Source organism: Alcaligenes nematophilus, assembly GCF_026344155.1.
Taxonomy (GTDB): Bacteria; Pseudomonadota; Gammaproteobacteria; order Burkholderiales; family Burkholderiaceae_B; genus Alcaligenes; species Alcaligenes phenolicus.
In genome coordinates this window covers 34004-55310 of sequence record NZ_JAPKMZ010000001.1, presented here as the reverse complement: position 1 = coordinate 55310, position 21307 = coordinate 34004, and the positions used below count along the sequence as shown (strand labels likewise).

Annotated in this window: 19 protein-coding genes; 8 read left to right on the top strand and 11 right to left on the bottom strand. The window is 55.5% G+C overall.

The window, feature by feature from the left end; all coding sequences use genetic code 11:
* Nucleotides 1-137: 137 nt before the first annotated feature.
* Complete coding sequence (proC, locus tag OSH04_RS00225) at nt 138-989, bottom strand: pyrroline-5-carboxylate reductase (RefSeq protein WP_266107702.1); 852 nt, start codon at nt 987-989, stop codon at nt 138-140.
* A gap of 166 nt (nt 990-1155) precedes the next feature.
* On the opposite strand from proC, the gene ugpB reads away from it, so the two are divergent.
* From ugpB to OSH04_RS00205, 4 genes are all read left to right on the top strand, one after another.
* Nucleotides 1156-2463 (top strand): sn-glycerol-3-phosphate ABC transporter substrate-binding protein UgpB, encoded by a 1308-nt coding sequence (gene ugpB, locus OSH04_RS00220; RefSeq protein WP_009453953.1) that lies wholly within the window; start codon nt 1156-1158, stop codon nt 2461-2463.
* 181 nt (nt 2464-2644) lie between these two features.
* A complete protein-coding gene (gene ugpA / locus OSH04_RS00215) occupies nt 2645-3529 on the top strand; it encodes a sn-glycerol-3-phosphate ABC transporter permease UgpA (RefSeq protein ID WP_009453951.1) in 885 nt (294 codons plus the stop codon).
* A 21-nt stretch (nt 3530-3550) separates the two neighbouring features.
* Nucleotides 3551-4393 carry a sn-glycerol-3-phosphate ABC transporter permease UgpE gene (ugpE, locus tag OSH04_RS00210; RefSeq protein ID WP_021446597.1) on the top strand — a complete coding sequence of 281 codons (843 nt, stop codon included), beginning with the start codon at nt 3551-3553 and terminating at the stop codon, nt 4391-4393.
* Nucleotides 4394-4413: 20 nt separating this feature from the next.
* On the top strand, nt 4414-5499 hold the full coding sequence (locus OSH04_RS00205) for a sn-glycerol-3-phosphate import ATP-binding protein UgpC (RefSeq protein WP_266107701.1): 1086 nt from the start codon (nt 4414-4416) through the stop codon (nt 5497-5499).
* 88 nt (nt 5500-5587) lie between these two features.
* Here the strand turns inward: OSH04_RS00205 and OSH04_RS00200 are convergent, their stop codons facing one another.
* The 6 genes from OSH04_RS00200 to OSH04_RS00175 form a co-directional block, all read right to left on the bottom strand.
* Nucleotides 5588-6712, bottom strand: a complete 1125-nt coding sequence (locus OSH04_RS00200) for a branched-chain amino acid ABC transporter substrate-binding protein (RefSeq protein ID WP_026482583.1) — start codon at nt 6710-6712, stop codon at nt 5588-5590.
* Between the two features lie 156 nt (nt 6713-6868).
* Nucleotides 6869-7336 (bottom strand): Dps family protein, encoded by a 468-nt coding sequence (locus OSH04_RS00195; protein ID WP_026482584.1) that lies wholly within the window; start codon nt 7334-7336, stop codon nt 6869-6871.
* A gap of 392 nt (nt 7337-7728) precedes the next feature.
* Nucleotides 7729-8694, bottom strand: a complete 966-nt coding sequence (locus tag OSH04_RS00190; RefSeq protein ID WP_009453943.1) for a LysR substrate-binding domain-containing protein — start codon at nt 8692-8694, stop codon at nt 7729-7731.
* A gap of 37 nt (nt 8695-8731) precedes the next feature.
* A complete protein-coding gene (gene recG, locus OSH04_RS00185) occupies nt 8732-10813 on the bottom strand; it encodes an ATP-dependent DNA helicase RecG (RefSeq protein WP_060185065.1) in 2082 nt (693 codons plus the stop codon).
* Between the two features lie 12 nt (nt 10814-10825).
* Nucleotides 10826-11212, bottom strand: a complete 387-nt coding sequence (locus OSH04_RS00180; RefSeq protein WP_026482586.1) for a Rid family detoxifying hydrolase — start codon at nt 11210-11212, stop codon at nt 10826-10828.
* Between the two features lie 73 nt (nt 11213-11285).
* The gene (locus OSH04_RS00175; RefSeq protein ID WP_042480593.1) at nt 11286-12062 is read right to left on the bottom strand and encodes a ferredoxin--NADP reductase; all 777 of its coding nucleotides are present in this window, start codon (nt 12060-12062) and stop codon (nt 11286-11288) included.
* 308 nt (nt 12063-12370) lie between these two features.
* Between OSH04_RS00175 and OSH04_RS00170 the strand changes: the two genes are divergently transcribed.
* The 3 genes from OSH04_RS00170 to OSH04_RS00160 all read left to right on the top strand — a co-directional run bounded on the left by OSH04_RS00170 (nt 12371) and on the right by OSH04_RS00160 (nt 15952).
* Entirely contained in the window at nt 12371-13414 is a 1044-nt protein-coding gene (locus tag OSH04_RS00170) for a Fe(3+) ABC transporter substrate-binding protein (RefSeq protein WP_026482587.1), read from the top strand.
* 94 nt (nt 13415-13508) lie between these two features.
* Nucleotides 13509-15173: an ABC transporter permease gene (locus tag OSH04_RS00165; RefSeq protein WP_088452868.1), complete on the top strand. Its 1665-nt coding sequence runs from the start codon at nt 13509-13511 to the stop codon at nt 15171-15173.
* Nucleotides 15170-15952 carry an ABC transporter ATP-binding protein gene (locus OSH04_RS00160; protein WP_035271544.1) on the top strand — a complete coding sequence of 261 codons (783 nt, stop codon included), beginning with the start codon at nt 15170-15172 and terminating at the stop codon, nt 15950-15952. Before OSH04_RS00165 ends, OSH04_RS00160 begins: the two co-directional genes overlap by 4 nt.
* A gap of 95 nt (nt 15953-16047) precedes the next feature.
* Here OSH04_RS00160 and OSH04_RS00155 read toward each other — a convergent pair whose 3' ends face one another.
* Together OSH04_RS00155 and OSH04_RS00150 are read right to left on the bottom strand one after the other, a co-directional pair.
* Complete coding sequence (locus OSH04_RS00155) at nt 16048-16809, bottom strand: MauE/DoxX family redox-associated membrane protein (RefSeq protein ID WP_266107700.1); 762 nt, start codon at nt 16807-16809, stop codon at nt 16048-16050.
* Between the two features lie 126 nt (nt 16810-16935).
* Nucleotides 16936-18129, bottom strand: a complete 1194-nt coding sequence (locus OSH04_RS00150; protein WP_266107699.1) for an MFS transporter — start codon at nt 18127-18129, stop codon at nt 16936-16938.
* Between the two features lie 102 nt (nt 18130-18231).
* Here OSH04_RS00150 and OSH04_RS00145 point away from each other — a divergent pair, with 102 nt between their 5' ends.
* Nucleotides 18232-19161, top strand: coding sequence for a LysR family transcriptional regulator (locus OSH04_RS00145; protein ID WP_239054254.1), 930 nt, complete (start codon nt 18232-18234; stop codon nt 19159-19161).
* Nucleotides 19162-19217: 56 nt separating this feature from the next.
* Here OSH04_RS00145 and OSH04_RS00140 read toward each other — a convergent pair whose 3' ends face one another.
* Both OSH04_RS00140 and glnA read right to left on the bottom strand, forming a co-directional pair.
* Nucleotides 19218-19676, bottom strand: coding sequence for a GNAT family N-acetyltransferase (locus OSH04_RS00140; RefSeq protein WP_247966815.1), 459 nt, complete (start codon nt 19674-19676; stop codon nt 19218-19220).
* Between the two features lie 123 nt (nt 19677-19799).
* Nucleotides 19800-21212, bottom strand: a complete 1413-nt coding sequence (gene glnA, locus OSH04_RS00135; protein WP_021446603.1) for a type I glutamate--ammonia ligase — start codon at nt 21210-21212, stop codon at nt 19800-19802.
* Nucleotides 21213-21307: the final 95 nt, after the last annotated feature.

Genomic DNA, 21307 nt, shown 5'->3' with positions numbered 1-21307 from the left:
AAACCCGCTCGCATACTAAAAGCCTTGTTTATAAAAGAAAAGAGGAGCTCCCTTGAGAACTCCCCTGCTCTTTGTTTTACTGCTTTTTTATTGCGCTATATCAATTTTTGACGATGCTATAGGGAGTAATCCGGGGATCAGGAAAACTCTTGGGCCAGCTCTCCGGCACGCACTTTGGCAGCATTGACTGCTTTTTGGACCAGGGGTGTAAAGCCGCCTTCGTTAAAGATATTCAGGGCGGCTGCCGTAGTCCCCCCTTTGGAGGTGACGCGCTCGCGCAAGATCGAGGGTTCTTCCGGCGACAAGGTGGCCAACTGGGTGGCGCCGTGCAGCGTTGCCAGGGACAGCTGGCGGGCCTGTTCTGGCGACAAACCTTGCTCGATACCGGCTTTGATCAAAGCTTCGATGAACAAAAACACGTAAGCTGGACCACTGCCTGAAACCGCCGTGACGGCATCAATGGCTGCATCATTTTCAACCCAGACCACTTCCCCCACGGATTTCAACAATTGCTGCGCAATGGCTTTATCGCTTTCATCCACTTGTTCCAGGGCCATCAGGCCAGTAATGCCACAACCAATAAAGGCCGGGGTATTGGGCATACAGCGGATTACACGCTGGTACGGCAGGCCGGGTTCGCCCAGCCATTGGGCCAGAGCGGTTGCCGGAATGCCAGCGGCCACGCTGATCACCAGGGTGTCCTCTTGCAGATAGGGTTTGCAGGCCAGTACGGTCTCTTTCATGACCTGGGGCTTGACGGCAAAAACCCAGATACGCTGCTTGGACAAGGCTGGGCCGGGTTCATACGCGGTTTGTACTCCCTGCTGGGCCCAGGACTCCAGGGCGGGCGGGTAAATATCAATCGCCAAAACGTCCGAGCCGCCGCAGCGTTTCCCAATTAAACCAGCCGCCAAGGCACTGGCCATATTGCCCGCGCCGATAAACGCCAGCTTAAAAGAGGTATCGTGTGGATTCATCATCGCTCCCATTAAAAATCTGTCCTCTGACACGTTTTCTTAGCGTTTGAGGGTAATTAGTCATTGCTTATATAACGCTGTCATGGATACATTCACGAGAGCGTCATAAACAAGTCATAAGCTTGAGTTTTAAAACCTGCTACACCTTAGCGGCACCTTTTATACAGGAGAAAGCCTGATGCGAACAAAACTATTTGCTCTGTCTCTAGCCGGTCTGATTGCTTCTATCGGCACTGCGCAAGCGGCCACAGAAATTCAGTTCTGGCATTCAATGGAAGGAGCCTTGGGCGAACGGGTTAATGCATTAGTCAAAGACTTTAACGCATCTCAGTCGGACTACCAGGTTAAAGCCTCGTATAAAGGCAACTATGGCGAGTCCATGAACGCCGGTGTCGCCGCTTTCCGTGCCGGTAATGCCCCCGATATTTTGCAAGTATTCGAGGTGGGGACTGCCACCATGATGGCTGCCAAGGGCGCCATTCAGCCAGTTCAGGAAATGTCGGAAAAAGCGGGCAAACCTATCAACCCGGATGACTTTCTGGGTGCGGTTGCCGGCTACTACTCCTCCAACGAAGGCAAGCTGATTTCCATGCCTTTTAACAGCTCCACCCCGGTGCTGTACTACAACAAGGACGCCTTCAAGAAAGCTGGCCTGGATGCCGAGAAGCCGCCCAAGACCTGGCAGGAGCTGCACGAAGCCGCCAAGAAACTGCGTGAGTCCGGTCAGGAGTGTGGCTACACCTCTTCCTGGCCCTCCTGGATTCTGCTGGAGAACTTTGCCGCCTGGCACAACATCCCCTTTGCCAGCGAGAACAACGGCTTTGGCGGCCCCAGCGCTCGCCTGCAGCTGGATAACCCACTGTTCCTGAAGCACATGACTTTCCTGGCAAATATGTCCAAGGATGGTTCCTTCTCCTACGGCGGTCGTGGTGATACGGCCAACGCCCTGTTTACCAGCGGCAAGTGCGGCATGTTTACCGGCTCCAGCGGTAACCGCGCCAACATCATCAAAACCGGCGAATTTGAATTTGGCACCAGCAGCCTGCCCTATTACAGCGATGTACAGGGCGCGCCTCAGAACTCCATTATTGGTGGCGCTTCCCTGTGGGTTTTTGCCAAGAAGTCCGATGATGTCTACAAGGGCGTGACTGAATTCTTCCACTTCATCTCCAGCCCTGAGCAAGCCGCCGCCTGGCACCAGGACACCGGTTATGTGCCTGTGACCAAAGCGGGCTTTGAAAAGACCAAGGACTCCGATTTCTACGCCAAGAACGTGGGTGCAGATGTTGCCGTCAAACAGCTGGACGCCAGCACCACCGAGAACTCGCGTGGTATTCGTCTGGGTTCCTTGCCACAGATTCGTGACATCGAAGACGGTGTGATGGAACAGATTTTTGCCGGCAAAGTCACCCCTGAAGAAGGTTTGAAAGCCATGCAAAGCCGTGGCAATGAACTGTTGGAGCGCTTTGAAAAGAGCGTGAAGTAAGCCCGACCCGCCTTGGGCGGGTGGTTTACAATCCAGCGTATGAGTGTGTGCGGACGGTGTCCTGTCTTGGCTTCAAGCCAGTAAGCTGTCACCCTATCGTCCAAGCCACTCATACGCTTTTCGTTTCACTTGAAGTCTGTCACCCTGATGGTGGCGCTCCCTTCCCATTGCGCGCAAACCTATGGAAAAACGTGTCGTCTTTCGTCATAAGACACTGCCCTATTTGCTACTTGCTCCGCAGCTAGCCATTACTCTGATCTTCTTTTTTCTGCCTGCCGGTCAAGCGCTGTGGCAGGCTTTTCATTTGGAAGACCCCTTTGGCCTGTCTTCGCAGTTTGTAGGCTTGGATAACTTTGCCGAGCTGTTCAATAGTGCAGAATATATGGCCTCGTTCAAGACGACGGCGGTATTTTCGCTTGCCGTGTCAGTGTTGGGCCTGGTCGTGGCTTTGGTTCTGGCCGTGATGGCGAATAGAGTGATACGAGGCGCGCTGCTGTATCGCAGCTTGCTGATCTGGCCTTATGCCGTGGCAACGGCGGTGGCCGGGGTGTTGTGGTTGTTCCTGTTCTCCCCCTCTGTAGGGATTGTGGCCGTGTTCCTGCTGGAGCATGGCATTCAGTGGAATCCACGCTTGAATGGCAATGACGCCATGTTGCTGGTGGTGATTGCTTCGGTCTGGAAGCAGATCTCCTACAACTTTCTGTTTTTCCTGGCTGGCCTGCAAGCCATCCCGCGCTCCCTGATTGAAGCGGCCGCCATGGATGGTGCCGGTCCCATGCGCCGTTTCTGGGGCATTGTGTTTCCTTTGCTGGCCCCGACGACTTTCTTCCTGCTGGTCGTGAACATTATTTATGCCTTCTTTGACACCTTCGCCATTATTGACGTGGTCAGTCAGGGCGGGCCGGGTGAAGCCACCTCGATTCTGGTTTACCGGGTCTACAACACGGGTTTCCGTGGCCTGGATATTGGTTCTTCGGCAGCCCAGTCTGTGGTGCTGATGGCGGTGGTTGTGGCGCTGACGGTGATTCAGTTCCGCTATATTGATCGCAAAGTGACGTACAGCTGATGCGCAGCAAGGAACATAGTCATGGTTGAACGACGCCCTATTCTTGATTTTTTCACGCATCTGACCCTGATTCTGGGTGTGATCGTGATTGCCCTGCCCTTGTACATCACCTTTGTAGCTTCCACTCAGACCAGTGCGGAAGTGGCCCGTGCGCCCATGTCGCTCTGGCCGGGCTCGCACATGGTAGAGAACTACATCACCGCTTTGCAGGGGACGGCGACCAACTCCCCACCAGTGGGACGCATGTTGCTGGTCAGCATGGTAATGGCGCTGGGCATCGCGGTTGGCAAGATCATTATTTCCATGCTCTCGGCCTTTGCCGTGGTGTATTTTCGCTTCCCGTTCCGCATGCTGTTTTTCTGGATGATTTTCGTCACCCTGATGCTGCCGGTGGAAGTGCGCATTATGCCCACGTACAAGGTCGTGGCGGACCTGCAGTTGCTGGACAGCTATGGGGGCCTGATCCTGCCCTTGATCGCTTCAGCAACCGCGACCTTCCTGTTTCGCCAGTTCTTTTTGACGGTGCCCGATGAATTGATCGAGGCCGCCCGTATTGATGGTGCCGGCCCGATGCGGTTTTTTAAAGATGTTCTGCTGCCCTTGTCCAAGACCAGCATTGCCGCTTTGTTTGTGATTCAGTTTATCTACGGCTGGAACCAGTATTTGTGGCCGCTGATCATTACCACCAAAGAGGATATGTACCCGATCGTGGTTGGTATCCGGCGCATGATTTCCGGTGGTGACAGCGTGACCGAGTGGAACGTGGTGATGGCCACGGCCCTTTTGGCCATGATCCCGCCAGCCCTGGTGGTGATGCTGATGCAAAAGTGGTTCGTCAAAGGTCTCATCGACTCTGAAAAGTAATTCTCTACAGGCTTTATTGAATGGCTAGCTTACGATTTGAAGGCGTCAAGAAAACCTACCCGAACGGGACGGTCGTTATTCACGGCATTGATGTGGACGTGAAGGATGGCGAGTTCGTGGTGATTGTGGGCCCCTCTGGATGCGGTAAATCGACCTTGATGCGTATGGTGGCGGGGCTGGAATCTGTCACGGCAGGTCAGGTGCTGATCGACGGCAAGGTCGTCAATGATCTGGAACCGGCTGAACGTGACATTGCCATGGTGTTCCAGAACTACGCGCTCTACCCCCATATGTCAGTCTTTGACAATATGGCGTATGGCTTGAAAATCCGTAAGTTTTCCAAGGATGAAATCAAGCAAAGGGTCAATGCCGCCGCTGCGATCTTGGAATTGGGTGCCCTGCTGGAACGTCGTCCTGGGCAACTGTCAGGGGGCCAGCGTCAGCGTGTTGCGATGGGCCGTGCGATTGTGCGTGAACCCAAGGTGTTTCTGTTTGACGAGCCCCTGTCCAATCTGGATGCCAAGCTGCGAGTGCAGATGCGTCTGGAAATTCAGAAACTGCATCGTCGCCTGAAAACCACCAGCCTGTATGTGACTCACGATCAAATTGAAGCCATGACCTTGGCCGAGCGCATGATTGTGATGAATCAGGGCATACCTGAGCAAATCGGGACACCCGCCGAGGTATTTGAAAAGCCTGCTTCCGTCTTTGTGGCCACTTTCATTGGCTCACCGCCCATGAACCTGTTGCCAGTAGAGGTGGATGCACAAGGTCAGATCACGCAAGACAATGGCCAGCCTGTGCAGTTTGGCCCGGAAATGGTGCCCGCTGCGGTGCGTGGCCGCAAGGTGTTCCTGGGCATACGACCAGAACACATCCAGCTGCATGTGCCCGGTGTGACTACGCAGGTGGAAATGGTGGAAATTCTGGGTTCCGAGCAGTTGCTGCATCTGGGTTGTGGCGACTATCGCATCATTGTGCGCTGCCCGATTGAGCAGACTCGCGAATATCCAATTCAAATTGGCGAGGCCATCCAGATTGGCTACATGCCACCCCACCCTTTGCATTGGTTCGACCGCGATACGGGTTTGCGTATCGAGGCCTGAGCAGCCTGCCTGAAGCAAGGTGCGCCAAGGCGATACATAATAAAAAACCGGCCCGAAGGCCGGTTTTTTTACGAGCAAGAATCAGGAATTACTTGCCGTAGACGGTTTTGGAGCCGTCAGCGTGCCAGCTGAAGACGTCAAATTTGAAGTCGTTCAGGTCGCCCTGCTTGTTCCAGCTGATTTGACCGATAGGCGTTTTCACGCTGTTGGCGTGCAGGTAGTCGGCCACTTTGACTGGATCGTCCTCGCCAGCGCCCTTGATGCCTTCGGCAATCGCAATAGTTGCGGCGTAAGCAGACAGCTGGAACGCACCGCTAGGATCGCGCTTCTTGTCCTTGAAAGCCTGGACGATGGCCTGGTTGTCCGGATCTTGCGAGAAGTCCGCAGGCAAGGTCAGCAGCATGCCTTCAACGGCTTTGCCGGCAATGGCGTTAATGTCGGGGTTACCCACGCCTTCCGGTCCCATGAAGTGGACTTTCACGCCTTGCTCAGCGGCTTGACGCAGCAGCAGGCCCATTTCAGGGTGGTAGCCACCAAAGTACACGAAGTCCACGCCGGTGGATTTCAGCTTGGTGATGACGGCGGAGTAATCGCTGTCCCCCGCGTTAATGCCTTCAAACAGGGCAACTTCGGTACCGGCTTTTTGCAGTTCGGAACGAACCGAAGCGGCAATACCTTGGCCGTAGGACTGTTTATCGTGCAGGACGGCAACTTTAGTGGGCTTGATCTGTTCCAGGATGAACTTGGCAGCGGCTGGACCTTGCTGATCGTCGCGACCAATGGTGCGCAGGATCATTTCGTAGCCTTTGCCGTCGGTAACAGCAGGTGCTGTTGCCGATGGAGTCACCATCAACACGCCTTCGTTGTTGTAGATATCGGTGGCCGCGATGGTAGCGCCCGAACAAACGTGACCGACAACATAGTGGATCTTGTCATTCACGATACGGTTGGCTGCGACGGGACCTTGCTTGGGTTCGCAGGCATCGTCAACAGTGACCAGTTCGAGCTGTTTGCCCAGAACGCCACCGGCAGCGTTGATCTGTTCGATGGCCGTATCGACGCCTTGTTTGACCATGTCACCGTATTGGGTAACCGAGCCTGTGAAAGGACCGGCCAGTGCAATACGGATGTTGTCAGCGTGAGCAGCACCGGACAAGAGCAGACCCGTTGCCAGGCTCATGGCCGCTGCAACAGGAGTGAAACGAATTTTCATAGAAAACACCTCCGTGAATATGCAGGAAAGCATACACCGATAACAGGGCTTTATGCCTGCCTGACGCCTGAATTCAGGGTTTTCTATAGGGGGAATAGGAAAGGCCACCGTTTGGTGGCCTTTTTTTATCGCTATTTGAGGGCGATAAGATGGAAATTACTGCAGCAGGCTACGCAGCATCCATGCATTTTTCTCGTGTACGTCCAGACGCTGGGTCAACAAGTCAGCGGTAGGCTGGTCGTCGGCCGAGTCGGCACGGTCAAAAGCGGTGCGTGCAGTACGAGCCAGCGCTTCGTTACCTTTGACCAGCAGCTCGATCATGGTGGTAGCATCCGGCACGGAAGCGGGCTGGGTGATGGAGGACAGCTTCTGGAATTCGGCATAGGTACCAGGGGCGTAGTGACCCAGGGCGCGGATACGCTCGGCGATGTCATCCAGGGCTTGCCACAGTTCGGTGTACTGCGTCATGAACAGCTCATGCAGTGTCTTGAACATGGGGCCGGTGACGTTCCAGTGGAAGTTGTGCGTCATCAGGTACACGGTGTAGGAGTCGGCCAGTACCTTGGACAACTCTTTAACCACAGCAGCACGGTCTGCCGTCGAAATACCGATATCAATTTTCAGAGCGCTGCTGGCGGCGCTGGCAGGAGCAGCGGGTTTGGCGGCGGCAACCGGCTTGGCCGCGGCAGGCTTGCGAGCAGCGGCTGGTTTGGCAGCTGGCTTGGCCGCAGGTTTAGCAGCCGCCTTGGCGGGAGCTTTGGCTGCGGTGGCAGGCTTTTTGGCGACGGCCTTTTTAGCGGTCACTTTTTTGGCGGGGGCCTTGGCGGCTGCCGGTTTTGGTTCAGCCTTTACATCGGCTGCAACTGCGACCTTGGTATCAGTGTTTGGGGCTTCTTCGGCCTTGCTGACCTTGGCGGTTTTACTGACTGCTTTCACGGCTTTTGCCATAGTGGACTCCTGTTGAACAGAGGGCTAAATAGGTACTGAAGCAGAATAACACGCAGTAGGTGTGCGATTTACGCTAGTTCAGGATACGGGAAATTGCTGTTGTATTCGACTTTTAAGTAGTTGACCCCAGCCAAGCCGCTTTCCATGATCCCACGGGTCAAGGCGTCAATGGCCGACGTACGTGGAAAACTTTTGCGCCAGACCAAGGCAATGCGACGATCTGGAATGGGTTTTTTGAAGGGGACATAGGCCAGCAGTTCGTTGGCCTGGCCGGGGGCTGTCAAAGAGCTGGCTGGCAGGACAGTCAGACCGATGCCAGTGGCCACCATATGACGGATGGTTTCCAGCGAAGAGCCTTCAAAGGTGCGCTGTATGCCTTCACTGGACGCTGAAAAGCGCGATAGCTCCGGGCAAACATCCAGCACCTGGTCGCGGAAACAATGGCCGGCACCCAGCAGCAGCATGGTCTGATCTTTCAGCTGTTCGGGATCAATTTCCTTGCGCTTGGCCCAGGCGTGTTCATGGGGCATCGCCACCACAAAAGGCTCGTCGTACAGCTCGCGGATAACCAAGCCTGTTTCAGGCAAAGGCAGGGCCACAATGGCGCAATCAATCTCACCTTGGCGCAGCAATTCCAGCAGACGCACGGTAAAGTTTTCTTGCAATAAAAGTGGCATTTGCGGGGTCAGCTCAATCTGCTTGGGAACGAGCTTGGGCAGCAGGTACGGTGCCACGGTGTAAATAATGCCAACGCGCAAAGGGCCAGCCAAAGGATCGTGGCCCTGGCGGGCAATCTCGCGCAGGTTGGCGCCCTCTTCCAGCACTTTCTGTGCTTGGGTGACGATGCGCAGCCCAATGGGGGTAATAGCCACCTCGGGCCCGCCACGCTCGAAGATGACCACGCCTAATTCGTCTTCCAACTTCTTGATGGCCACCGACAGCGTCGGTTGGCTCACAAAGCAGGCTTCGGCAGCACGTCCAAAATGACGCTCGCGTGCTACGGCAACGATGTATTTCAGCTCGGTCAATGTCATGACAATTCCTTGTGCAAAACAGCATTAAGACCTTGGGTTAACTACGGAGTAATTCTTCCCGGCCCTTCATCCAGCGCTGTAAATGGTGGTGAGCGTGGTCTGGATAATCACGGCGAAAGGTGCTGGCCAATGTTTGGGCCTGCTCGATCAAATCTTCATCGGACTCCAGGCTGGCAAAACGCAAGCCTGCCTGCCCGGATTGGCGCATGCCCATGAACTCGCCCGGGCCGCGTTGTTCCAGGTCGCGGCGGGCAATTTCAAAGCCATCGGTGGTTTCATACATGGCGCGCAAACGCAGGCGGGCAATGGCCGACAACGGTGCCTGGTACAGCAAGACGCAAACGGATTGAATCTGTCCCCGCCCTACCCGGCCGCGTAGTTGGTGCAGTTGGGCCAGGCCGAAGCGCTCGGCGTGTTCAATAATCATTAAAGAAGCATTGGGCACGTCTACACCGACTTCAATCACGGTGGTTGCGACCAGCACGTCCAGATTGCCGCTACGGAACGCTTCCATGACGTCCGCTTTTTCCGTTGAGGACAAGCGGCCATGAATCAGGCCTACTCGCAAGGGGGCCAAGGCTTGTTCCAGAGCCGCATGGGTATCGACGGCGGTTTGCAATTGCAGGGCTTCACTTTCCTCGACCAAGGGGCAGACCCAATAGGCTTGTCTACCTTGGGCAACTTCAGCCCGGACGCGCGCCATGATTTCATCACGGCGATTATCGGCGGCCAGCTTGGTAATGATGGGACTGCGGCCTGGGGGCAGCTCGTCAATCGCGGAAACATCCAGATCGGCAAAAAAAGCCATGGCCAAGGTACGCGGGATAGGTGTGGCACTCATATTGAGCTGATGCGGCAAGTAGGCCTGACCTTTCTTGTCCTGCGCATCCCCTTTGCGGTTCAGTTCCAGACGCTGGCCAACACCAAAGCGGTGTTGTTCATCCAGAATCACCAAGCCCAATTGCTGGAACTGCACATTGTCCTGAATCAGGGCCTGGGTGCCGATGGCCAGTCTGGCTTGTCCGGAGCTGATGGCTTCATAAGCCAGACGTTTGGCTTTGACGCCCAAGCTGCCGCTTAACCAGGCCAGCTCGACGCCCAAAGGCTCCAGCCAGGCACGCATTTTCAGATAGTGCTGCTCGGCCAGAATTTCAGTCGGTGCCATCAAGGCTACTTGAAAACCGCTGGCAATGGCTTGCACGGCGGCAATGGCCGACACAATGGTTTTGCCGCTGCCTACATCTCCCTGCAACAGCCGGTGCATGGGATACGAACGCTTCATGTCCGCGCTGATTTCCTTGACGCAGCGTTTCTGAGCGGCCGTTAACTTGAAGGGCAACGAAGCCAGCAAGGCTTTAGCCAGATCACTATTGCCTTCACGCATAGGCTTGGCACGTTGAGCCTGACGCGCAGCACGGGCCTGCGCCAGGGACAACTGCTGCGCCAGCAATTCATCAAACTTGATGCGGCTCCAGGCCGGATGGCCGTGTTCGAACAAATCGTCGTAGCTGAGCTCGGGCGGTGGGTAATGCAAAAGCCGGATAGCCTCGTTAAAGGGCATCAGGCCATATTCGCTACGAACTTCTTCAGGCAGGGTGTCGCGCAGGTCCGCATTATTGAGCGCATCGGCAATGGCTTTGCGCAGCTGTACCTGGCTCAAGCCATCTGTCGTGGGGTAAACAGGGGTCAAGGCGCGGGCCAGGGGTTGGCCGGCTTTGGTGACTTTGGGGTGCACCATTTCCAGGCCATGAAAGCCCTGGCGCACTTCGCCGCGTACTCGCAGGGGCAAATCCCCTTGCAGCTGCTTGAGCTGGCTGGGGTAAAAGTGCAGCCAGCGCAAGGCCAGCTCGCCACTTTCGTCGGCAATACGGGCATGGAGCTGCGCACGGGGACGAGCCTGAACATCCGTACTAAGAATACGACCTTCAATTTGCGCCATCTTGCCAGGGTAGAGATGGGCGATGGGCTCGACCTGAGTCTCGTCCTCGTAGCGCAAAGGAAGATGGACCACGAAGTCGGCAGGCTCTCGTAGGCCGAGCTTTTCAAACTTCTGGTCCAGACTGAGCGCCTTGCGTGGCGCAGCCCGTTTGGCCTGAGGCGCAGGCCGACCTGCGGTCATGGCAATACGTCTTTAGAAATTGAGGATAGCCTCGACCTCAAACTGAGCGCCTTTGGGCAAGCTGGCCACACCGATGGTGGAGCGTGCGGGGAAAGGCTGGGGAATCAGTTCGGCCATGATGGCGTTGGCGCTGGCAAAACGGGACAGATCTGTCAAAAACAACGTCAGTTTGACGATGTCGCTCAGGTTGGCGCCAGCTTCTTTGACCACAGCTTCCAGGTTGGCAAATGCCTGACGTACCTGACCTTCAAAATTTTCAGATACCAGTTCGCCTGTGGCAGGCTCCAGACCGATTTGGCCAGACAGAAATACTGTCTTGCCGCCCGAAGCAATAATGGCCTGAGAGTATGGGCCTACGGCAGCCGGAGCGGCATCGGTGAAGACAACTTGCTTAGTCATAAGAAACCTCTGATGAGTGTTGTACTATCAGAGTTTAAGCGCCTATAGCTAAAATTAACAGATCTTGGCGTGATTATTTTTCCACGAAGGCGCGTTCAATCACGTAGTCACCGGGTTGACCTACACCGGGCGACACCTCAAAACCGCGTTTATCGAGCATGGCGCTGATATCGGCCAGCATGGCGGGGCTGCCGCACAACATGGCGCGATCCTGAGCGGGATCCAGTTGAGGAATGCCCAGGTCTTCGCACAGCTTGCCGGTCTCGATCAGGTCGGTAATGCGGCCGGTATTGCGGAACTCTTCGCGGGTGACAGTGGGGTAATACAGCAGTTTTTCGCGTACCACTTCACCAAAGTATTCGTTCTGCGGCAATTCATTCTGGATGAAATCCGAGTACGCCAGTTCGCTGACAAAACGCACGCCGTGAACCAGTACCACCTTTTCAAAACGCTCGTAGGTGTCGGGGTCCTTGATGATGCTCATGAACGGAGCCAGACCGGTGCCAGTGCCAAACAGGAACAGATTGCGGCCTGCGCGCAGGTCGTCAATTACCAGCGTACCAACGGGTTTGCGGCTGACCAGAATGGTGTCGCCTTCTTTCAGGTGTTGCAGGCGCGAGGTCAATGGACCGTCCTGTACCTTGATGCTGAGAAATTCCAGATTTTCTTCGTAGTTGGCGCTGGCGATACTGTAAGCGCGCATCAGCGGCTTGCCATCGACTTCCAGACCGATCATTACAAAGTGCCCATTATGAAAACGCAGGGCGGCGTCGCGGGTGGTGGTAAATGAGAACAGGGTGTCGTTCCAGTGGTGGACGCTGAGCACTTGTTCGGTATTGAAAGCTGCCATGTTAGTTGTCGTATAGAGGGGCAACATTGCCCGGATCAGTAAGCAAATATTTGTCCATTGTACCGAGTTCCCCAGGTAAATCCATGCTCATTCAGCAATACGATTTGATCGCAATCAGGACTTACCATTAAGTTCCATGAGCCGCCATTCTCCTGCTTTGGCACAGGCAGTATGGCGATTTCCAGCCTGGAAACGGGCCTACATTCAAATAGCTCTTGCCTAGTTTCTGCATACGTTTGATAATCATTCACATTTTCTGGCTTCCAGCCGGTTTTTACGCTATTTACGCCTGTTTTGGAGTGTTGATAATGCGCTTTACTCTTCGTAGCCGTGCCCTGACCCAAGCTTTGCTTCTGTCCGCTATGGGTACTATGTCGATGGCGGCTTTTGCCTCTGGCGAAGTCAACCTCTACACCACTCGCGAACCTGGCCTGATTACTCCTCTGCTGGAAACCTTCAGCAAAGACACAGGCGTAAAGGTCAATACCGTGTTTGTGAAAGATGGCCTGATCGAGCGCGTGAAAACCGAAGGCGACAAGTCCCCTGCCGACATTCTGATGACGGTGGACATCGGTAATCTGCTGGATCTGGTGGAAGCCGGAATTACTCAGCCCGTTGAGTCCGCCACTCTGGACGGCGCCATTCCCGCCAATCTGCGCGGTGCCGACAAACAGTGGTACTCCCTGTCCTTGCGCGATCGCGTGGCCTATGTGGCTAAAGACGTGGATGTGAAGAGCATTCACTACGAAGATTTCGCCGATCCAAAATGGAAAGGCAAGGTGTGTATTCGCTCCGGCCAGCACCCCTACAACACAGCCTTGGTCGCCGCCATGATTGCGCATAACGGTGCAGAAGCGACGGAACAGTGGCTGCGTGGCGTGAAAGACAACCTGGGCCGCAAGGCTGCCGGTGGTGACCGTGACGTAGCGCGCGACATTCTGGGCGGCATTTGTGATGTAGGTATTGCCAACGCCTACTACGTGGGCCGCATGAAAAACTCCGAGCCTGGTAGCGATGCCTACAAATGGGGCGAAGCCATCAATGTGGTGCGTCCAACCTTTGCTGATACCAAGGGCGGTGGCACACACGTGAATATTTCCGGTGCCGCTGTGGCCAAGCACGCTCCTAATAAGGACAACGCTGTCAAACTGCTGGAGTACCTGGTTTCCGAGAAAGCCCAGAGCCTGTACGCCAAGGCCAACTACGAATACCCCGTGCGCGCCGGTGTTGAGCTGGACCCCGTGGTTGCCAGCTTCGGCCCCATGACGATTGATCCTTTGCCATTGACTGAAATCGCCAAACATCGCAAACAAGCCAGCGAGTTGGTAGATAAAGTTGGCTTCGACAACTAAAATCGCCCTACTCTTTTTCTACGACCGCCAGCTTTGAGAAATCAGAGCGGCGGTCGTCGCGCATTTAAGCGCCTGTAATACCTAGCCTTTCATAATGCCCTTTTTTCGTCGTCTGCCCTTTTGGTCCCTGGCTGCCGCTGTGATTGCCCTGATCGTGGCAGCGCCTGTGATTACCCTGCTGACCCACGCCTTAGGCGGCTCGACTGAGCACTGGTCGCATTTGTTCCAGTTCGTTCTGCCTCAAGCCATGAGCAATACCTTGCTGCTGCTCCTGGGAGTCGGCGTGGTGGTGAGCTGTCTGGGAGTGGGGTCGGCCTGGCTGATTACCGCCTACGAGTTTCCCGGACGACGGATCTTGCAATGGGCTTTGTTGCTGCCGCTGGCAGTGCCGACCTATATCGTGGCCTTTGCATATCTGGATTTGCTGCATCCGATTGGCCCGATTCAGTCTGCCATTCGCTATGTCTTGGGCTATAGCAGCCCGCGTGAATTCCGTTTGCCAGATCTGCGCTCTTTGGGTGGCGCAATTTTTCTGCTGGGTTCAGTGCTCTACCCCTATGTATACCTGAGCACGCGCGCCATGTTTGCGACACAATCGGCCAGCTTGCTGGAGGCTGCCCGCATTATGGGTGAATCGGGCCGCAGCGTATTTTTCCGGGTCGTGTTGCCTATGGCCCGCCCTGCGATTGCAGTGGGTGTCAGCCTGGCTTTGCTGGAAACCCTGAACGATATTGGTGCTTCCGAGTTTCTGGGCGTGCAGACCCTGACGGTGTCTATTTACACCACCTGGGTAACGCGCTCGGATTTGGCGGGTGCCGCGCAAATTGCTGTTTCCATGCTCTGTCTGGTGGCGGCGTTGATCAGCATCGAGCGTTATGGTCGCCGCCGCCAAGCCTATTCCAGTAATCAGCGTTCCGAACCCATTCGACCTACCCGGTTGAAAGGCTCCGCTGCCTGTATCGCCATTGCTTTGGGTGTAGCGCCCGTGCTGGTGGGCTTTGTGGCCCCATCCCTGTATTTGTTGAATGAGACCATCAAGCATGTGAGCTTGGCGGGCGGTGTGTCGGCGCAATTGCTGAGTAGCGCCTGGAACACCTTGTATATCGCAGCGCTGGCCACTATCGCGACCCTATCTTGTGGCTTGGTCGTCGCCTGGGCTGCTCGGGCAGTACGTTCGGGACGCAAACCGCGTCTGGCCCGTTTTCTGGCAGGTGTCAGCAGTCTGGGATACGCCATTCCGGGAACCGTATTGGCGATTGGGCTGTTGACGCCCCTCGTCATGTTTGACTCTTTCTACAATCAAGTCATGTCCTGGTTTGGTGTTTCGGCGACGGGTTTGTTGTTGATGGGTTCAACGCTGGCTTTGGTGTTGGCCTATACCCTGCGCTTTCTGGCGATCTCGGTTGGCGGTATTGAAGCCGGGCTGGCTCGAATCCCGGCATCGCTGGAGCAGGCTTCCCGTTTATTGGGTGAAACCCCGGCGGGGACGCTGAAACGTGTGCACTTGCCCTTGCTGCGCCCCGCCATGGGCGCGGCTGCCTTGCTGATTTTTGTTGATGCCATGAAGGAGCTGCCTGCGACCTTGTTGCTGCGTCCGATGAATTTCGAGACCTTGGCAACCTGGCTGTATGCGGAAGCGGCTCGTGGGACTTATGAGGAAGGCGCGGTTGCCGCCTTGGCCATTGTGCTGGCCGGTTTGATCCCCGTTATTTTATTGGCACGTACTCAATTGATGGCCTCTGGCCCACGCGCATCATGAACGATTTTCTGGATTTGCAGGCGATTACCCTGTCCTACGAAACGTCTGAAGGTTTTCGGCCGGTTGTTGACCAGCTCAGCCTGCATTTGCCCCAAGGGGAAATCGGCTGTCTGCTGGGGGCCTCGGGCTGTGGCAAGACCACGGTCTTGCGGGCCATTGCCGGTTTCGAGCCTTTGCGTGCCGGACATATTCTGTTGAATGGCCGTGTCTTGTCGGCTGTGTCTCAGCAAGTGCCGCCGGAAGACCGCCATGTGGGCATGATGTTCCAGGATTACGCCCTCTTTCCTCACCTGACGGTAGAAAAAAACGTGGCCTTTGGTCTGCGCAAATGGGATAAAGCCCAGCGTCAGGCCCGAGTACTGGAAATGCTGGAACTGGTCGATCTGGCCCGTTTGGCGCAGCGCTATCCGCATGAATTGTCGGGTGGCCAGCAGCAGCGTGTGGCTTTGGCACGCGCCTTGGCTCCCAAACCCTCTCTGCTGTTGCTGGATGAACCGTTTTCCAATCTGGATGTGGATACCCGCGAGCGCTTGGCGTTTGAGGTGCGCGACATTCTGAAAAGCGCAGGCATTACCGCGATTCTGGTCACCCACAATCAGGCTGAAGCCTTTGCGATTGCCGATCGTATTGGTGTGATGCAGGCTGGCAAGATCATCCAGTGGGATACGCCTTACAGCCTGCATCATCGTCCTGTGAATGACTTTGTGGCGGACTTCATCCGCCGCGAAGCCATCATGGCGCAACGGGCCCAGGCCTTTTTGCGTGGCGAGCCTGCGTAGTAGTTGCAAGTACGGCAGCTCTAGTGTGCCCCATGCTGCCATATTGGACTGATAGCTCTCGCTTTCTTCCGGGTGGACGGTGAACTGAGTGTCCTCTAAGCGCTGATGATGGAGGGCTTGATCAGCATCCAGACTGCCATCGCTACCATCATCAGGTTTTCAGTTAGAGAGACAAAGCCCAAGGGCACCTTGCTGTCGCCACCCACGCAAGCGCATTTCAGTTCGCGCTTGTCGATATAGACCGCCTTGAACACTGACCAGGCACCGATGCTGCCAATAAATAAGGCGATGGGCACAGACAGCCACATCAGGGCACCGGCCAGCATCAACACGCCTGCCACTGCTTCTCCAAAGGGGTACAGATAGGCGTAGCGCACCCATCGTTGGGCCAGCAAGTCGTAGTTCAGGAACATGGTGGCAAAGCCGTCCACATCTTTGAGCTTCTGCACGGCCAGCAAACACATGGCAATGGCAATAAACCATTCCAGCGCCTGGAGCAGGACAATCTGTCCGAATGCCGCCCAGGAAACAGCTAGTGCCATCAAGCCAGCCATCACAAACAAGGCGATCACGGGCGTGTAGCTGACGGCATCCTTGTCCTTGACCTTCCCACCGAAATACTCGACCAGTTCGTCATAGCCCCCTATCCGTTTTCCATTGATAAAGGTCTGGGGGGTTGTGCTGACTTGATGCTTGGCCTTGAAAGCGTCAATCTCTTCGCGATTCCTAAGCCAGTGATCGTCCAGCTCGTAGCCTTTACGTTTGAGCAGTGCGCGTGCCTTAAGTCCGAAGGGGCAGATATGTTCTGCCGTCACCATGCGGTAAAGCTCAGCGTGTTTGGCGTTATGTGTAGCCATATGCGACTCCTTTGACGTGATGCTGTTTGTCGGAAGCCCTCCCCTGACGCTCATGCAAGCGTTTATCTGACACCCTAAACCAGGTGTCATGAAGTGTGAGTAAGCAGGTGTAGTGATTTAGTAGTGTTAGTGATCGATTGTTTTTGCCTGATCGTAAGGTCTCAGGGGCTGGGTGGCAGCACATCGCATGAAAATGGGCAGAACAAGGGCAACAAACGCTGTCAGGAGCAGCAAGACATGAAGTTCTGGCACGGATACATCCAGGGTGCGGAGCAGTAGGGAGGGAATAGCCAGAGCAATGAAGCTGCCGATGTGGTTGCCTGTGGTTTGCAAAGCCATGAAGCGGCCCCGCTGAGCTTGAGTGGGGTAGCTGGTACTGCGGGCGCTGGCGCAGACTAGACGGGTGTAGCTGCCCGTCATGAACAGAATCATGAATACGTGAGCTGTTCCCCACCCCAGGGCTAGCATGATCAAGGACAAGAGCAAGATCAACGTACCCAGATCAGAGATACGGGTCTCGCCCCATTTTTTGATGCCCGTAGCGGATAGGCGGGAGGCGATCAAGGCGGCGACACCGCCCAACATGAAGATCACAGGCATTTGCTGTGCTTGAGTGTCGTAGCGTAGCGCCAAAACGGGGATCAGGACCGGGATCAGTAATAGTGAGCCTGCCTGCGCAATAGCCGGCAGGCTTAGCCAGCGCCAGGCCTCTTTACCTAGAGCCAGTTGTGAGGGTTGCGCTGCAACGAAAGGGTTGGAAGACAGATAGCAATGAGCAATAGCGGCGGCAAGCAGGCAGAGCACGGCCAGAGTCATCAGGGTGATACGCCAGCCCAGTTCTACGGCGATGAACAAGGTGACGGGCATTCCGGCGATACTGACCAAGGCAAAGGCGCTGACCACAATGGCAATCGCGTCGGTACGCTGCTCGGCATTCATGCCATGCAGCAGTAAAGTCGTTGCGGCGCTCATCAAAAAACCACCTAGCAAACCAGCTCCCAGACGCAGCAAGATAAATAGCCCGAATTCGGAGCTGATGGCCCCCAAAGCGGTTAATACGGCCAAGAGAATCAGTGCCAGGAGCAGTAAAGGCTTTAGTGCCGCGCGGTGCATCCAGCGTGCAGCCAGGACGCCCGATAAAGCGGCGCCGCCCATATAGGCGGAAGCGGCATAGCCGGCGTAGGTGGCAGGAACATCAAAGTCCACTGCCATCCAGACAAACAAAGGCGTCAAGGCCATGAATTCCAGAGCATGAACAAACTGGATAAAAGACACGGCACGGGCACGCAGCCGGGGACGAAACACTTCAGAATCAGACATGGCGATACGCATAAAGAAAGAGGCCTCTAGCCTAATTCTTCGCTGTTTTGATATGTAGTCTCTATAATTCGAATATTAAATTATCAAAACCGGGATAACCTCATGACTCCCCAGCTGAATTTGAATGCCTTGCGGGTTTTTATCCAGGTAGCTGAAAGTGGCAGTTTTACGGCTGCAGCTCAGGTGCTGGATTTGCCGACCTCCAATGTCAGCCGTTATGTGGCGCAACTGGAGCGGCAGATTGGTCAGCGCTTGCTGGAGCGCAGTTCCCGGCAACTGCGTTTGACCAGTGTGGGCCAGGGCTTGTTTGATACCGTTCAGCCCTGGTGGGGAGCCTTAAAGCAGGCTGAACAGGATTTGCTGGATCAACGCACCCGTTTGTCGGGACGCTTGCGGATTTGTATTCCATCCGAGGTGGGGCCGTTTCTATTGGCGGGTGTCCTGGCAGATTTTGCGGCCCAGCATCCGGATCTGGAACTGCATTGTCAAACCAACCTGGAAGGCCCTGGTGTGCTGGCGCAGGATTTTGACCTGGCCTTATTGATGTGTCGGGGTGCTCTGCCAGACAGCAGTCTGGTGGTGCAGGAATTGTGTTCTTTTGATTGCCAGGTCGTGGCGGCACCTGCCTTGATCGAGCAATACGGTATGCCCAGCAGCCTGGAAGAGTTGGAACAGTTGCCCTGCATTACGACCGATACGGCTTTGGATGGCCAAGCCTGGCAGTTTGTCTTGCCCGATGGTCGCTTTCAGATTTTGAACGTCCCCAGCCGCTTTCGTGTGAATAGCGGTTTGCTGGCGGGAGCTGGCGCCGTCAAAGGGCTGGGTTTTGCGATTCTGGTGCGGCAGGGATGTGAGAAAGAGATCGCCCAAGGGCGTCTGATTGCCGTTCCCCTGCCCTTGCCGCCTGCCCCTTTGCGTCTGGTACTGGCGTATACGCATCGACGACACTTGTCGAACTCGGCACGTGCCTTGATTGAGTATCTGAAGGCCCAAGCTGATATCGGCACCTTGCCTGGATTAAACACCCATTAACTTGGGGGCCTTGTAGGGTTTGAGCTTGGGTCGTCGTTGCAGCAACCGACGCTATATCAAGCAATGACAGCTGCTTTGACCATATCAATATGAGGAATGCCGTCCTCGTCGTAGATCTCGCCCACAGGCTCAAAACCTAAAGAGCCGTAGAACTTCTGCAAATGCGCCTGTGCGCCAATGCGTATGCCTGCGCCAGGGTAGTGAGCTTCCGTAAAGCGGATCGCTTCAGCCACTAGCGCGTAGCCGATTTTCAGGCTACGGAACTTGGCCAAGGTCAGGACACGGCCAATGGAAGGCTCATCATATTTCAGGCCCGGTTCGACAACGCGAGCATAAGCAGCCAGCTCGCCGTCCTTGAGCACGGACAAATGCCAGGAATCCAGGTCCAGGCCGTCCACGTCCTGGTAGGCACACTCCTGCTCCACCACAAACACCGCCTCGCGAGCCTGGATGATTGAGTACATTTCCCGCGTGGACAGATCGTCCAACCGTTTCCATTGAAAAACCAGGTCCATCTTTACTTCCATGACGATAAGGTTTGGGTGACTGCGTATGGTAATCGTCCAAGGGCAGAATAAAAAGAGCGGCCCGAAAGCCGCTCTTTTTGATCGTACTGGCCAAAACCAGTGCCTTCGATCTTACAGGCTGTAGTACATGTCGAATTCGACCGGGTGCGGAACCATACGCAGACGGGTGATTTCGGCTTGTTTCAGCTCGATGAAGGCGTCCAGCATTTCATTGCTGAACACACCGCCACGGGTCAGGAATTCGCGATCTTTGTCCAGGGACTCGATCGCCTGTTCCAGCGACACACAAACGGTTGGGATTTTTGCATCTTCTTCGGGGGGCAGATCGTACAAGTTCTTGTCGGCTGCATCGCCGGGGTGAATCTTGTTCTGCACACCGTCCAGACCGGCCATCATCAGGGCCGAGAAGGCCAGGTATGGGTTGGCCATTGGATCGGGGAAGCGGGCTTCCACACGACGCGCCTTGGGGTTGCTGACGTAAGGAATGCGGATCGAGGCCGAGCGGTTACGGGCGGAGTAAGCCAGTTTCACTGGGGCTTCAAAGTGCGGAACCAGACGCTTGTAGGAGTTGGTCGTGGGGTTGGTGATGGCGTTCAGGGCACGGGCGTGCTTGATGATGCCGCCAATGTAGAACAGCGCGAACTCGGACAGACCAGCGTACTCGTTACCGGCAAACAGGTTCTGGCCGTCTTTCCAGATGGACTGGTGCACGTGCATGCCGGAACCGTTGTCGCCGACCACGGGCTTGGGCATGAATGTCGCCGTTTTGCCATAAACGTGAGCCACGTTATGGATGGTGTACTTCATGATCTGGTTCCAGTCCGCACGCTCGACCAGAGTCGAGAAGCGCGTACCGATTTCCAGCTGGCCGGGAGCGGCCACTTCGTGGTGGTGGATTTCAACAGGAACGCCCTGCTGTTCCAGCAGCAAACACATTTCAGCGCGCAGATCGGCAAAGGAGTCTGTAGGCGAAACAGGAACGTAGCCGCCTTTGACGCCAGGACGGTGACCCAGGTTATTGCCATTGAGCTCCAGACCACGCGACCAGGGAGCTTCTTCAGAGCGAATCTTCACGAAGCTGCCCGACATGTCGTCGTTCCAGGTAATACCGTCGAACACGAAGAATTCCGGCTCGGGACCAAAGTACGCGGTATCGCCCAAACCGCTGGAGCGCAGGTAGGCTTCAGCACGCTTGGCCAGCGAACGTGGGTCGCGGTCGTAACCTTTCAGATCGGAAGGCTCGACCACATCGCAGGTCAGAATCAGGGTGGGCTCTTCACGGAACGGGTCCATACGGGCGGTTTTTGCGTCCGGGATGAGCAACATGTCCGAGGCTTCGATTCCTTTCCAGCCAGGCAAGGAAGAGCCGTCAAAGGCGACACCAGACTCAAAGCGATCCTCGTCCACCGCGTGTGCGGGGGTGGTCAAGTGGTGCTCACGGCCCAGGGTATCGGTAAAGCGGAAATCGACAAACGTGATTTCGCGTTCGGCGATGATCTTCAGAACATCTTCGGGGGAGGACATGGTTACTCCAGCGTCAATGACGTTAACAAAAAGTGAGGAGGAGTGGCGCGGATCATTGTGTAACCCACTAAGGCAGGTCTTAATTACGTTTATCG